This window comes from Streptomyces sp. NPDC021012 (genome assembly GCF_044333355.1).
GTDB lineage: Bacteria > Actinomycetota > Actinomycetes > Streptomycetales > Streptomycetaceae > Streptomyces.
The window spans coordinates 389,037-403,020 of record NZ_JBIRQU010000005.1 but is presented as its reverse complement, the minus strand read 5'-3'; the positions used below and the strand labels follow the sequence as shown (position 1 = coordinate 403,020).

The following is a 13,984-nucleotide window of genomic DNA, read 5'->3' as shown; positions in this document are numbered from 1 at the left end:
GTCCTATTTGGCGAGAAAAGTCAGCCGTTCCGCGCCGGTGAGGAGCGCATCGGTGTCCTCCTCCCGCTCCAGCATCCGGCGCAGCGGGCCGTCCACCGCCGCGAGCTCGGCGTACGGGCCGCGCTGCACGGTCCGGCCCCCGTCGAGGACCACCACCTCGTCGACCGCGTCGAGACCGTGCAGCCGGTGGGTGATGAGGACGGTGGTGCGTCCCTCGGTGGCCCGGAGCAGATCGTCGGTGAGCGCGTCGGCGGTGGCCAGGTCCAGGTGCTCGGCGGGTTCGTCGAGGACGAGGACCGGGAAGTCGGCGAGGAGCGCCCGGGCGAGCGCGAGGCGCTGCCGCTGACCGCCGGAGAGCCGCGAACCGTGCTCGCCGACGAGCGTGTCGAGTCCGGCGGGCAGCCCGTCGACCCAGTCGAGCAGCCGGGCCCGGCGCAGCGCCTCGCGCAGCTCCTCGTCGTCCGCCCCGACCTTGGCGAGCCGCAGGTTCTCGCGGACGGAGCTGTCGAAGAGGTGGGCGTCCTGGGCGCAGAGGCCGACGAACCTCCGGACGGCGTCGCCGTCGAGCTCCCCCGCGGGCACGCCGCCGATCCGGTACGTGCCGTGCTCCACGTCCAGGAACCGCAGCAGCACCTGGGCGAGCGTGGTCTTGCCGGAGCCGGAGGCGCCGACGACCGCGACCCGCCGCCCGGCCTCCAGGGTGAGGGCGAACCCGTCGAGCGCGAGCCGCTCCTGCCCGGCGTGCCGGGCCGAGAGCCCGGCCAGCTCCAGCGGGAACGGACTCGCCGGGGGAGCGGCGGGCGTCTCCGGCTCGTGTACGGGGACGGGGGCGTCCAGCACCTCGAAGACCCGCTCGGCGCTCTGCTTGACGCGCTGCCGGTACTGGACGGCGAGCGGCAGACCGGTGACGGCCTCGAAGGCGGCGAGCGGCGTCAGGACGATCACGGCGAGGGCCACTCCGTCGAGCCGTCCGTCCCCTACGGCCCGGACGCCGACGAGCGCGGCGGCCGCGACCGTCAGTCCGCAGACCAGGGCCGAGAGTCCGGCCCCGAGCGCGGTGGCGGCGGACTGCCGGGAGGCGATGGAGGTGAGGGCGCGGTCGGCCTCCCGCGTCCGCTCGATCCGGCCCCCGAGCGCACCGGCGACGGTCAGTTCGGCGCAGCCGCGCAGCAGATCGGCGACGGCGGTCGCCAGGGCGCCGCGCGCGGGGGCGAGCCGCCGCTCGGCCCGGCGGGCGAGGGCCCCGCCGGCCGCCGGCACGACGACGCCCGCGACCAGCAGGCCGACGGCGAGGACGGCCCCGGCCTCGGGCAGCAGCCACGCGGTGAACCCGACGGAACCGACCCCCACGAGGAGCGCGGCGCCCACGGGGAGCAGCCAGCGCAGCCAGTAGTCCTGGAGCGCGTCGACGTCCTGCACGAGCCGCGCGAGGAGGTCACCGCGCCGGGTGGGGCGCAGTCCGGCCGGGGCGATCCGCTCCAGTCGCCGGTAGACGTTGACCCGCAGGTCGGCGAGCATCCGCAGGACGGCATCGTGCGAGACCAGCCGCTCGGCGTACCGGAAGACGGCCCGCCCGATCCCGAAGGCACGCGTGGCGGTGACCGCCATCATCAGATAGAGCACGGGCGGCTGCTCGGAGGCCCGCGAAATGAGCCACCCGGACACGGCCATGAGCCCCACAGCCGACCCGAGCGCCAGACTCCCGAGCAACAACGCAAGCCCGATCCGCCCCTTGAGCTCCCCGGCCATGCCTCGGACGCGCGCCAGGATCGACCCACCAGTCGTGGGCAGCTCGTCTGCACCGGGTGTGGGCATATGTTCCGCCAAGGGCGAGGGGGGTCCCCCCTGCTCGAGCGAAGCCGAAAGCTCGGGGGAGGGTGGGCACACCCCCTCGACGGACCCGTCGCCTTCTGCCGGACCCGCACCCCCGGGGCCCGCACCCGGCACCGCACCGCCCACCGTCACCACCCGGTCCGCGACAGCGAGCAGCGCCGGCCGGTGCACGACCAACAAGACGGTGCGCCCGGCGGCAAGGCGACGAACCGCCTCGACAACCCCCGCCTCCGTCGCCCCGTCCAGCGCCGCCGTCGGCTCGTCCAGCAGCAACAACGGCCGATCCGCCAGAAACGCCCGCGCCAGCGCGAGCCGCTGCCGCTGCCCGGCCGAGAGCCCCGCACCGTCCTCGCCGAGCACGGTGTCGACACCCGAGGGCAGCCCCGCGACGAACCCGTCCGCCCCCGCGTCCCGCAGGGCCTCCCGTACCGCCGCGTCAGACGCGTCCGGCCGGGCGAGCCGCACGTTCTCGGCGACCGTCCCCGCGAACAGGTACGGCCGCTGCGGCACCCAGGCGATCCGGGACCGCCAGGCCTCCAGGTCCAGCGAGCCCAGGTCGACGCCCCCGACCCGTACGGAACCGCCCTCCTCCGGCACCGCGAAGCCGAGCACGACGTCGAGCAGCGTCGACTTCCCGACCCCGCTCGGCCCGACCAGGGCCACCGTCTCGCCCGGCTCGACCGTCAGCGTCGCCGCGTCGAGCGAGGGCTCGGCGCGCCCCGCGTGGCGGACGGTCACCCGGTCCAGCTCAAGCCGTACGGAAGCGGGCGCCGCCCCCGTACCGGCACCCCGCACCGGGGCTTCCAGGACCTCGAAGATCTCCTCCGCCGCCGCGAGCCCCTCCGCCGCCGCGTGGTACTGCGCACCCACCTGCCGCAGCGGGAGGTACGCCTCGGGCGCCAGGATCAGGATGACGAGCCCGGTGTAGAGGTCGAGCTCGCCGTGGACGAGCCGCATGCCGATGGTCACGGCGACGAGCGCGACCGAGAGCGTCGCGAGCAGCTCCAGGGCGAAGGAGGAGATGAAGGCGATCCGCAGCGTGCGCATCGTCGCCTGGCGGTACTCGGAGGTGATCGCGCGGATCGACTCGGCCTGGGCCTTCGCCCGGCCGAAGATCTTGAGGGTGGGAAGGCCGGCGACCACGTCCAGGAAGTGACCGGAGAGCCGCGAGAGCAGCTTCCACTGGCGGTCCATCCGGGCCTGGGTGTACCAGCCGATGAGGATCATGAAGACCGGGATGAGCGGCAGCGTGACGACGATGATCGCCGCCGAGACCCAGTCCTCGGTGACGATCCGGGCCAGGACCGCCACCGGCACGACCACCGCGAGACCCAGCTGCGGCAGATAGCGGGCGAAGTAGTCGTCGAGGGCGTCCACTCCCCGGGTGGCGAGAGCGATCAGCGAACCGGCCTTCTGCCCGCTCAGCCACCCCGGACCGAGTGCGGCCGCGCGGCCGAGGAGCCGGCCGCGGAGTTCGGACTTGACCGCCGCGCTCGCCCGGTGGGCGGCCAGCTCCGTCAGCCAGGAGACCAGCCCCCGCGCCACCGCCACTCCGGCGAGCAGCAGCAGGGGCGTGGTCAGATCGGAAACCGACTGGGCCTTCTGGAAGGCCCCCACCACGATCTCGGCGATGAGCATCGCCTGGGCGATGACCAGCGCCGCTCCGACGAGGCCGAGCACGACCACCGCGATCAGGAAGAGACGGGTGGCCCTGGCGTACCGGAGCAGGCGCGGATCGATCGGTTTCACGTGAAACATGCCCCTCTAGTGAGGGCCGGTCCCGGTGAGCACCGGCCCTGTCAAGCGTCGGCCCTAGTGGGCTTCGGCGATGTGCTGCGTGCCGATGCGCTTGCGGAACACCCAGTAGGTCCAGCTCTGGTAGAGCAGCACCAGCGGGGTCGCGATCGCCGCGCACCAGGTCATGATCTTGAGCGTGTACGGGCTCGACGACGCGTTCGTCACGGTGAGGCTCCACGCGGGGTCGAGCGAGGACGGCATGACGTCCGGGAAGAGGGCGAGGAAGAGCATCGCCACCGCTGCCGCGATCGTGACGCCCGAGAGCGCGAACGACCAGCCCTCGCGCCCGACCCTGATGGCCGCGATGGCCCCGACGAGCGCCACCACGGCGACCAGCATCGCCGCGAGGCTCCAGCCGTCGCCCGTGTGGACCTGGGTCCAGATCAGGAAGGCGAGCGCGAGCACCGCCGTGACCAGACCCAGCTTGAGCGCGAGCGCCCGGGCCCGCGTCCGGATGTCACCGACCGTCTTGAGCGAGGCGAAGACCGCGCCGTGGAAGGTGAAGAGGGTGAGCGTGACCAGGCCGCCGAGGAGTGCGTACGGGTTGAGCAGGTCCCAGAAGTTGCCGACGTACTCCATGTCGCCGTCGATCTTCACGCCCCGGACGATGTTGCCGAAGGCCACGCCCCAGAGGAGCGCGGGGATCAGCGAGGTCCAGAAGATGGCCTGCTCCCAGTTGCGCTGCCAGTTCTCCTCGGGCCGCTTCGCCCGGTACTCGAAGGCGACGCCCCGGACGATCAGACAGACCAGGATGATCAGCAGCGGCAGGTAGAAGCCGGAGAACAGCGTCGCGTACCACTCGGGGAACGCGGCGAAGGTCGCGCCTCCGGCCGTGAGCAGCCACACCTCGTTGCCGTCCCAGACGGGTCCGATGGTGTTGATGAGGACCCGCTTCTCGGCCCGGTCGCGGGCGAGCAGCTTGGTCAGGACGCCGACCCCGAAGTCGAAGCCCTCGAGGAAGAAGTAGCCGATCCAGAGGACGGCGATGAGTACGAACCAGACGTCGTGGAGTTCCATGCCTCGATCTCCTGAGCCTCAGTACGAGAAGGCCATGGGGCGGTCGGGGTCACGAGAGTCCCCGCCGATCTTGGTGGGCGGGTTGAGGTCGTCCTCGGTGAGCTCCGGCGGGCCCGCCTTGACGTACTTGACGAGGAGCTTGACCTCGATGACGGCGAGGATCGCGTAGAGCGTGGTGAAGACGATCATCGAGGTGAGGACCTCGCCCTGGGAGACACCGGGGGAGACGGCGTCGCGGGTGCGCAGCACGCCGTAGACGACCCAGGGCTGACGGCCCATCTCGGTGAAGATCCAGCCCCAGGAGTTGGCGATCAGCGGGAACGCCATGGTCCAGAGGGCGACGATCCAGTACCACTTGCCCAGGCGGGGGCTGAGCGCCTTCCGCTTGAACAGGACCAGGTTCGGCACTTCGTCCTCACCGGTCCTCAGGCCGGGTGCCAGCATGAACTTCTTACGGGTCAGCCAGAGACCGAGCATCCCGATGCCCAGCGAGGCCATGCCGAAGCCGATCATCCAGCGGAAGCCCCAGTAGGCGACGGGGATGTTGGGCCGGTAGTCGCCGGGCCCGAACTTCTCCTGCTCGGCCTTGTTCACGTCGTTGATGCCCGGGACGTACGAGCTGAAGTCGTCGTTCGCGAGGAAGGACAGCAGGCCCGGGATCTCTATGGCGACCGTGTTGTGGCCCTTCTCGACGTCGCCGTAGGCGAAGACGGAGAAGGGTGCGGGCGCCTCGCCGTCCCAGAGCGCCTCGGCGGCGGCCATCTTCATCGGCTGCTGCTTGAACATGACCTTGCCGAGCAGGTCGCCGCTGATGGCGGTGCCGAGGCCGGCGATGATCAGGGTGACCAGGCCGAGCCGCAGCGAGGTCCGCATGATCGGGATGTGCTTCTTGCGCGCCAGGTGGAACGCGGAGATGCCCACCATGAACGCGCCGCCGACCAGGAACGCCGCCGTGATCGTGTGGAAGAACTGGGTGAGCGCGGTGTTCTGGGTGAGCACGTGCCAGAAGTCGGTGAGCTCCGCCCGGCCGCGTTCCTTGTTGATCCGGTAGCCCACGGGGTGCTGCATCCAGGAGTTGGCCGCCAGGATGAAGTACGCGGAGAGGATGGTGCCGATCGACACCATCCAGATGCAGGCGAGGTGGATCTTCTTCGGCAGCTTGTCCCAGCCGAAGATCCACAGACCGATGAAGGTCGACTCGAAGAAGAAGGCGATGAGCGCCTCGAAGGCGAGCGGGGCACCGAAGATGTCGCCGACGAAGCGGGAGTAGTCGGACCAGTTCATGCCGAACTGGAACTCCTGCACGATGCCGGTGACCACGCCCATGGCGATGTTGATCAGGAACAGCTTGCCCCAGAACTTCGTCGCCCTGAGGTACTTCTCCTTCTCCGTGCGCACCCAGGCGGTCTGGAGCCCGGCAGTGAGCGCGGCGAGGGAGATCGTCAGGGGGACGAAGAGGAAGTGGTAGACGGTCGTGATGCCGAACTGCCAGCGCGCCAGAGTCTCTGGCGCCAGAGCTAGGTCCACGTCGGTTTCTCCTTACATCGCCGTGAGCGCCGTGGTCACATCGGCAGTTTGCCCTGTTAATCCCACTTATTTCGGGACGAACAGGGACACGCTTGTGAACGCGTTCACATTCACAAGCATTATGGCTCATACGAAATCCGTACCTTCGGTCGGGGTCCCCCTGTCGAAGGCCACCTCTTCCCAGAGCCTTCAACATATTGTTGAATCCGGGGCATGACCCTTCGGATACGCATCATCTGGCCGGCCGGACACACCACGGCCACCCTTGAGGAGACCCCCACGAGCAAGGCGCTCGCGGGGGTCCTCCCGATCTCCTCCACCGCCCGCACCTGGGGCGAGGAGGTCTACTTCGACACGCCGGTCTCCGTCCCCGTCGAGGACGGCGCGCGCCAGGTCGTCGAGCCCGGCACGGTGGCCTTCTGGACGGACGGCGACGCGCTCGCCCTCCCCTACGGCCCCACCCCGATCTCCCGGGGCGACGAATGCCGGCTGGCGAGCCCCTGCAACCTGCTGGGCGCGCTCGACGGCGACCCGCGGATCCTGGCCACCGTCAGGGACGGCGACCCGATCCGCGTGGAGCTCTCCTCGGACCGATCAGAGAGCTCGGACTGATCAGAGAGCCTGGCGGAAGCCCTCCGCCGCCTTCAGGAACAGGTCGTTCGCCTCGCACTCACCGATCGTGACGCGCACGCCCTCACCCGCGAACGGCCGCACCACCACGCCGTGCCGCTCGCACTCCGCCGCGAAGTCCATGGTCCGCTCGCCGAGCCGCAGCCAGACGAAGTTCGCCTGGGTGTCCGGCACGGTCCAGCCCTGGGCCACGAGCCCCGCATGGACCCGCTCGCGCTCGGCCACCAACGAGCCGACCCGGCCGAGCAGTTCGTCCTCGGCCCGCAGCGAGGCCACCGCCGCGTCCTGCGCCAGCTGGCTCACGCCGAACGGCACCGCCGTCTTGCGCAGCGCCGCCGCCACCGGCTCGTGGGCGACCGCGAAACCGACCCGCAGCCCCGCCAGGCCGTACGCCTTGGAGAAGGTGCGCAGCACAGCCACGTTCGGCCGGTCGCGGTACAGCTCGATGCCGTCCGGGATCTCGGTGTCGCGGACGAACTCCCGGTACGCCTCGTCGATCACGACCAGGACGTCGGAGGGCACCCGGTCGAGGAAGCGCTCCAGCTCCGCCCGGCGCACCGCGGTGCCCGTGGGGTTGTTGGGGTTGCAGACGAAGATCAGCCGGGTCCGGTCGGTGATCGCCTCCGCCATCGCGTCGAGGTCGTGCACCTCGCCCTCGGTCAGCGGCACCTGCACGGAGGTCGCCCCGCTGATCTGCGTGATGATCGGGTACGCCTCGAAGGAGCGCCAGGCGTAGATCACCTCGTCGCCCGGGCCCGAGGTGGCCTGGAGCAGCGACTGCGCGACGCCGACCGAGCCGGTGCCGGTGGCCAGGTGGGAGACGGGCACGCCGAAGCGGTTCGCCAGCTCCTCCGTCAGGCCGGTGCAGGCCATGTCGGGGTAGCGGTTGAAGTTCGCGGCAGCGGCCAGCGTCGTCTCCATGACCCCCGGCAGCGGCGGGTAGGGGTTCTCGTTGGAGGACAGCTTGAAGGCCACGGGACCGCCCGCGGCGGCCGGCTTGCCCGGCTTGTAGGTGGGGACACCGTCCAGCTCGGCGCGCAGCTTGGGGCTGCCGGTGCTCGTCCCGCTGGTCTCGCTCACAGTGTGGCCTCCTCGACCGTCCGTACCGCCAATACTCCTCACCTTAAGAGGATTCGCCCCCGCTGCGAATGGGCTGTGGACAACAGGAGGGACACGCTGTGGACACGGCCCCCGCTCCCTCCCCCGAAGAGGGGGGCGCGCACCAGGGTGGCGCGCGCCGGTGGCGGGCGCCGTGGCGCGCATCCCCCGTAGAGGTGAGTTGAGACCTCTTCGAGACCTCGTACCCTCGCCAGGCCTACGCCGTTCGATCGCCATAGATCACACAGAGAAGTCCCTAACCACCTTTGATTCCCTGCCACTTGACCCTTTTCGATCATGCAGAAACGTGCCTGTCAACGCCTGCATATGCGACCGTCCCGACCGCCCCTCATCGCCCTACTATCGGCTCGCCATGACAGCAGCAGGGAAGCACCAGGTGAGCCGGGCACAGACCCGGGGAAGCCGGCAGGGCCGGGCAGGCATCCGGGACGTGGCCGCCGCCGCCGGGGTCTCCATCACGACTGTCTCCGACGCGCTCAACGGCAAGGGCCGACTCCCGGACGCCACCCGCCGCCACGTCCGCGAGGTCGCCGACAGGCTGGGCTACCGCCCATCCGCGGCGGCCCGCACGCTCCGTACCGGCAAGTCGGGACTCATCGGCCTGACCGTGACCACGTACGGGGATGAACCTTTCACCTTCACCGAATTCGCGTACTTCGCGGAGATGGCCAGAGCAGCCACATCGGCGGCACTCGCCCGGGGCTACGCCCTGGTCATCCTCCCCGCCACCTCCCGCCATGACGTCTGGTCGAACGTCGCCCTCGACGGCACCGTCGTCATCGACCCCTCCGACCACGACCCGGTCGTCACCGAACTGGTCCGCCAGGGCCTGCCCGTCGTCTCCGACGGACGCCCCGCCGGCACCCTTCCGGTCACCGCCTGGGTCGACAACGACCACGAAGCCGCCGTCCTCGACCTGCTCGACCACCTCGCCGACGCCGGCGCCCGCCGGATCGGCCTCCTCACCGGAACCACCACCGACACGTACACCCGCCTGTCCACCACCGCCTACCTCAACTGGTGCGAACGGGTGGGCCAGGACCCCGTCTACGAGGCCTATCCGGCGCACGACCCGTGCGCGGGCGCCGTCGCGGCCGACCGGCTGCTCGCCCGCCCGGACCGTCCCGACGCCGTGTACGGCCTCTTCGATCCCAACGGAACCGACCTCCTCGCGGCCGCCCGCCGCTACGGACTGCGCGTCCCGGACGACCTGCTGCTGGTCTGCTGCAGCGAGTCCACCGTCTACGCCACCACCGAACCGCCCATCACGACGCTCTCCCTCAAACCGCGCCGGATCGGCACCGCCGTCGTCCAGCTCCTCATCGACGCCATCGAGGGGATCGACACCGACGGTCCGGTCGAGCAGGTGATACCGACCGAACTCATCGTCCGCACCTCCTCGCAGCGGCGTTCGCCGCGCACCACGGTCAGCCCGCCGCGCTCACCCGCGAAGGACTGAACCCGCCGCCATCCGACTCGCCGTCCTCGCCCCTGCCCGTGGGCGGGGACGGCGAAACCGGTCGCCACACCGGTCTCGACCCTGGACTGGACCTTCTCAATTCGGGCGAAACAACCGGTTAACCCGGAGTGGACCCGGATTCACCACCCCTGGTGCGTCACACAGGAGGACCCTCATTCCTATGATGGGCGGACGACACCGCGGACCACCCCGACCAGGCCGGTCCGCGATGTGCAGGGCATCGCGACGGTGGTGGAGGGGTCGATGACTCAGGGGGCCGGTCAGGAGCCCGTGGTACGCACGGCGACATTGCGTGACTTCCGCGTACCGCCGTACGCCCGCGTGCCCGTACAGGGCCACGCCGCCGGGCCCCTCTCCCCGGAGGAACCGCCCCTCGCGGCCTCCCCCGTCGAAGCGGTCCCGGTCCCCACCCTGCCGCCCGCGCCCGTCGAAGGCGACCTGGCGCAGACCGCGCCGATGGCCGCGCCGGCGCAGGGCGCTGCGGCGCCCGTCGAAACCGTCCCGGTGCAGACCCCGCCGGCCGAGCCCGCACCGGTCGAGTCCCTCCAGGTCGTCTCCGTCACCGCGCCGCAGGCACCCGCGCCCACCAGCCAGCCCGTGCCCGCCGCGCCGCAGGCACCCGCAGCCCAGGCCGCACCGCCCGCCGCGCCCCCGGCCCCCGTACCCCCCGCGCCGCAGGCACCCGCGCCCCTGCCCGCCGCACCGACCCTCCACCTGGGGCAGCGTCTCGCCCCGGCGTTCGCCGCCCCGGAGGGGTCCTCCATCGTCTCCGTCGCCACGGGCCACCCTGGCAACGCCTTCCCCGAGGGCGAGCTGCCCGAGGGGTACACGCCGACCGAGCGCGACCTCCCGGTCATCAACCGCGGCGACACCGTCCAGGTCCCGGTCACCCCCGAGCCGGCCCCCGCCCCGGCGCCCTCGAACGGCGACGGACCCGGCCCCCTCTACGTCGTCGGCGACGTCCACGGCTACCTCGACGAGCTCGTCGCCGCCCTGCGCGCCCAGGGCCTCATCGACGAGAACGGCGGCTGGTCCGCGGGCAACGCCCGGCTCTGGTTCCTCGGCGACTTCACCGACCGAGGCCCCGACGGCATCGGCGTCATCGACCTCGTCATGCGCCTCTCCGCCGAGGCCGCCGCCGCGGGCGGCTACTGCAAGGCCCTCATGGGCAACCACGAACTGCTCCTCATCGGCGCCAAACGCTTCGCCGACACCCCCGTCAACTCCGGCGCGGGCACCGCCACCTTCCAGGCCGCCTGGCTGCTCAACGGCGGCCAGAAGCACGACATGGACCGCCTCCAGGACGTCCACCTCCAGTGGATGTCCCGGCTGGACGCCGTGGTGCGCGAGGACGACCACCTCCTCCTGCACTCCGACACCACCGCATACCTCGAATACGGCGAGACCATCGAGGACGTCAACGACACGGTCCACGAGATCCTCAACCGGAACGACGCCGACGAGGTCTGGGACCTCTTCCGGAAGTTCACCAAGCGCTTCGCGTTCCGCGACGACGGCGGCCCGCAGGCCGTCCAGGAGCTGCTCTCCACCTACGGCGGCCGCCGGATCGTGCACGGCCACAGCCCCATCCCGTACCTCCTCGGCCAGGTCGGCACGGAGGACGGCGAGGACGGCTCGGGCCCGGTCGTCGACGGACCGCACGTGTACGCCGACGGTCTCGCGATCGCCATGGACGGCGGAGTGACCATGGCCGGAAAGCTACTGGTCGTCCAACTCCCCCTGAACGGCTGACGCATAACCCTGCGCATCCGGGGAAGTCGATTTCCGGAAACAACCTGTCAGGCCGTGGTGTCACCGCAATACCATCGGGTCATCCGTAGCAGGCTCTCCTCCGTTTCCGCCCAGCCGACCGTTTCCCACGGCTGACCCGGGCCTACGGAGCATCGGGGGATGCACATGAACGTGGCTCCGCACCTGCTGACCGAGGATCGCGCCGAGTACGAGCGGATCCTCGACGACGCACTGAGCACCGCCCACGCACGTCCGGATCTCGCCGGGGTCGGAACCCGGCTCACGGTCGCGCAGCTGCGCGCCATGACGATGAACGCGACAGCGCTGATCACCAGCGCGGCGGCGAACGAGTACGAGCACTTCGTGAAGGTCCGCGAGGAGAACCGGACGACCCTCACCTCACCCCGCACACCAGCGGCGGATCCCGGCACGGGCGCCGGCGTCGTCGCCATCGTCACCGTGATGGTGCCCGTCCTCGCGGGCACGGCCGCCGCGATACTCCTGCTGGTCGGGGCGGTCCTGCACGCCCTCACCCCCACCGTGGTGTTCGGCGAGACCCTGCTGACGGCAGGCCTCGTCTTCGCCGCCCTCGCCGCCGCCGGCCTGCTCAGCGCGGGCGTCGGCCTCCTCCTGACCGCCCTGCGCAACAGACCGGCCGCGGCGGGCGGGACCACCACGGCCGACGACGAACTCACCCTCGCCCGCGAAGTCTGGCGCCGCGCCCTCCTGGAGCGCGGCATCCTCCCCTTCCTCCGCGACGCCCTCGCCGCGGTCGGCCCCCCGGACACACCGGAGCCCTGAACGCGACGAGGTCCCCGACACGCCGGAGCCCTGAGGACCGGGCGCCGGGACCGGGACCCGCCCGGCCCCGACGCAAGGCGGTGACTACTCGGCCAGCGGCAGGTAGACGCGGTTCCCGCTCGCCGCGAACTCCTTCGACTTCTCCGCCATGCCCGCCTCGATCTCCTGCTGCGTGCCGCCGTGCTCGCGCCGGATGTCCTGGGAGATCTTCATCGAGCAGAACTTCGGACCGCACATCGAGCAGAAGTGCGCGGTCTTCGCGGGCTCCGCCGGGAGCGTCTCGTCGTGGAACTCGCGGGCGGTGTCCGGGTCGAGGGCCAGGTTGAACTGGTCCTCCCAGCGGAACTCGAAGCGCGCGTCCGAGAGCGCGTCGTCCCACTCCTGCGCGCCCGGGTGCCCCTTGGCGAGGTCCGCCGCGTGCGCCGCGATCTTGTACGTGATGACGCCCGTCTTCACGTCGTCCTTGTTCGGCAGGCCCAGGTGCTCCTTGGGCGTGACGTAGCAGAGCATCGCCGTGCCCCACCAGGCGATCATCGCCGCGCCGATGCCCGAGGTGATGTGGTCGTACGCCGGGGCGACGTCCGTGGTCAGCGGGCCGAGCGTGTAGAACGGCGCCTCCTCGCAGATCTCCTGCTGGAGGTCGATGTTCTCCTTGATCTTGTGCATCGGGACGTGCCCGGGGCCCTCGATCATCGTCTGCACGTTGTGGCGCTTGGCGATCGTGTTGAGCTCGCCGAGGGTCTTCAGCTCCGCGAACTGCGCCTCGTCGTTGGCGTCCGCGATCGAGCCGGGGCGCAGGCCGTCGCCGAGCGAGTACGTGACGTCGTACGCCGCGAGGATCTCGCAGAGCTCCTCGAAGTTCGTGTAGAGGAAGTTCTCCTTGTGGTGCGCCAGGCACCAGGCGGCCATGATCGAGCCGCCGCGCGAGACGATGCCGGTCTTGCGGCGCGCGGTGAGCGGCACGTACGGCAGGAGGACGCCGGCGTGGACCGTCATGTAGTCGACGCCCTGCTCGGCCTGCTCGATGACCGTGTCCTTGTAGACCTCCCAGGTCAGCTCCTCGGCCCGGCCGTCGACCTTCTCCAGGGCCTGGTAGAGCGGCACGGTGCCGATCGGCACGGGGGAGTTGCGCAGCACCCACTCGCGGGTGGTGTGGATGTTGCGGCCGGTGGACAGGTCCATGACCGTGTCGGCGCCCCACTTGGTCGCCCAGGTCATCTTCTCCACCTCCTCCTCGATGGAGGAGGTGACGGCGGAGTTGCCGATGTTGGCGTTGACCTTCACCAGGAACCGCTTGCCGATGATCATCGGCTCGATCTCCGGGTGGTTCACGTTCGCCGGCAGCACGGCGCGGCCCGCGGCGATCTCCTCCCGTACGACCTCGGGGGAGACGTTCTCGCGGATCGCGACGTACTCCATCTCCGGGGTGATCTCCCCCCGGCGGGCGTACGCGAGCTGGGTCACGGCCTCGCCGGCGCGGCCCCGGCGCGGCAGGCGCGGGCGGCCCGGGAAGACCGCGTCGAGGTTCTTCAGCCCGCCGCCGCGCGGGGAGGTGTGCTTGATGCCGTCGTCCTCGGGGCGGACCGGGCGGCCCGCGTACTCCTCGGTGTCGCCGCGCGCGATGATCCAGTTCTCGCGCAGCGGCGGAAGGCCCCGCCGGACGTCGGTGTCGATGGCGGGGTCGGTGTACGGACCGGACGTGTCGTACAGCGTGACGTCCTTGCCGTTGGTGAGGTGCACCTGGCGGACGGGCACCCGGAGGTCGGGGCGCGAGCCCTGGACGTACCCCTTGTGCCAGCCCGGCGTGCGCTCGCCCTGGCCGTCGTTCTGGTCGGAGGCAGGCGTGCGTGCATCCTGAATGGTCATGAGACCGATCTCCCTACGCCGGCATTACCCGGTAACAGGTTCGGCGGTCGGCGCAGCCTCCTCCCGTACGTGCGTACGGTGATCAGCGCCCTCTCAGCCCGGTGCTCCGAGCTCCCGCGTGTGCAAAGGTGCCACCACGCTAGCGTCATCCCTGGCGTGCTG

Annotated in this window: 9 protein-coding genes and 1 riboswitch; of the genes, 4 read left to right on the top strand and 5 right to left on the bottom strand. The window is 70.9% G+C overall.

The annotated features are described in order from the left end of the window. Nucleotides 1-3: 3 nt before the first annotated feature. From cydD to ACH4TP_RS19325, 3 genes are read right to left on the bottom strand one after another with little or no spacing between them, the layout of a single operon-like run. On the bottom strand, nucleotides 4-3,591 hold the full coding sequence (gene cydD / locus ACH4TP_RS19335) for a thiol reductant ABC exporter subunit CydD (protein WP_398438600.1): 3,588 nt from the start codon (nucleotides 3,589-3,591) through the stop codon (nucleotides 4-6). Between the two features lie 54 nt (nucleotides 3,592-3,645). Continuing rightward, complete coding sequence (gene cydB / locus ACH4TP_RS19330; RefSeq protein WP_398438599.1) at nucleotides 3,646-4,647, bottom strand: cytochrome d ubiquinol oxidase subunit II; 1,002 nt, start codon at nucleotides 4,645-4,647, stop codon at nucleotides 3,646-3,648. An 18-nt stretch (nucleotides 4,648-4,665) separates the two neighbouring features. Next, nucleotides 4,666-6,174 carry a cytochrome ubiquinol oxidase subunit I gene (locus ACH4TP_RS19325; RefSeq protein WP_389222504.1) on the bottom strand — a complete coding sequence of 503 codons (1,509 nt, stop codon included), beginning with the start codon at nucleotides 6,172-6,174 and terminating at the stop codon, nucleotides 4,666-4,668. A 213-nt stretch (nucleotides 6,175-6,387) separates the two neighbouring features. On the opposite strand from ACH4TP_RS19325, the gene ACH4TP_RS19320 reads away from it, so the two are divergent. After that, entirely contained in the window at nucleotides 6,388-6,786 is a 399-nt protein-coding gene (locus ACH4TP_RS19320) for a cyclophilin-like fold protein (RefSeq protein WP_389222506.1), read from the top strand. On the opposite strand, the gene hisC is transcribed toward ACH4TP_RS19320, so the two are convergent. Continuing rightward, nucleotides 6,787-7,884, bottom strand: coding sequence for a histidinol-phosphate transaminase (hisC, locus tag ACH4TP_RS19315; RefSeq protein ID WP_389222508.1), 1,098 nt, complete (start codon nucleotides 7,882-7,884; stop codon nucleotides 6,787-6,789). Nucleotides 7,885-8,275: 391 nt separating this feature from the next. Here hisC and ACH4TP_RS19310 point away from each other — a divergent pair, with 391 nt between their 5' ends. The 3 genes from ACH4TP_RS19310 (at nucleotide 8,276) to ACH4TP_RS19300 (ending at nucleotide 11,956) form a co-directional block, all read left to right on the top strand. Next, entirely contained in the window at nucleotides 8,276-9,382 is a 1,107-nt protein-coding gene (locus ACH4TP_RS19310; protein WP_041130217.1) for a LacI family DNA-binding transcriptional regulator, read from the top strand. Nucleotides 9,383-9,646: 264 nt separating this feature from the next. Beyond that, complete coding sequence (locus tag ACH4TP_RS19305) at nucleotides 9,647-11,155, top strand: metallophosphoesterase (protein WP_398438598.1); 1,509 nt, start codon at nucleotides 9,647-9,649, stop codon at nucleotides 11,153-11,155. A 159-nt stretch (nucleotides 11,156-11,314) separates the two neighbouring features. Further along, nucleotides 11,315-11,956: a hypothetical protein gene (locus ACH4TP_RS19300; protein ID WP_389222512.1), complete on the top strand. Its 642-nt coding sequence runs from the start codon at nucleotides 11,315-11,317 to the stop codon at nucleotides 11,954-11,956. A gap of 84 nt (nucleotides 11,957-12,040) precedes the next feature. Here ACH4TP_RS19300 and thiC read toward each other — a convergent pair whose 3' ends face one another. After that, nucleotides 12,041-13,822, bottom strand: coding sequence for a phosphomethylpyrimidine synthase ThiC (gene thiC / locus ACH4TP_RS19295; RefSeq protein WP_389222514.1), 1,782 nt, complete (start codon nucleotides 13,820-13,822; stop codon nucleotides 12,041-12,043). Next, nucleotides 13,816-13,950: riboswitch (TPP riboswitch) on the bottom strand. (Overlaps the previous gene by 7 nt.) Between the last annotated feature and the right edge of the window lie 34 nt (nucleotides 13,951-13,984).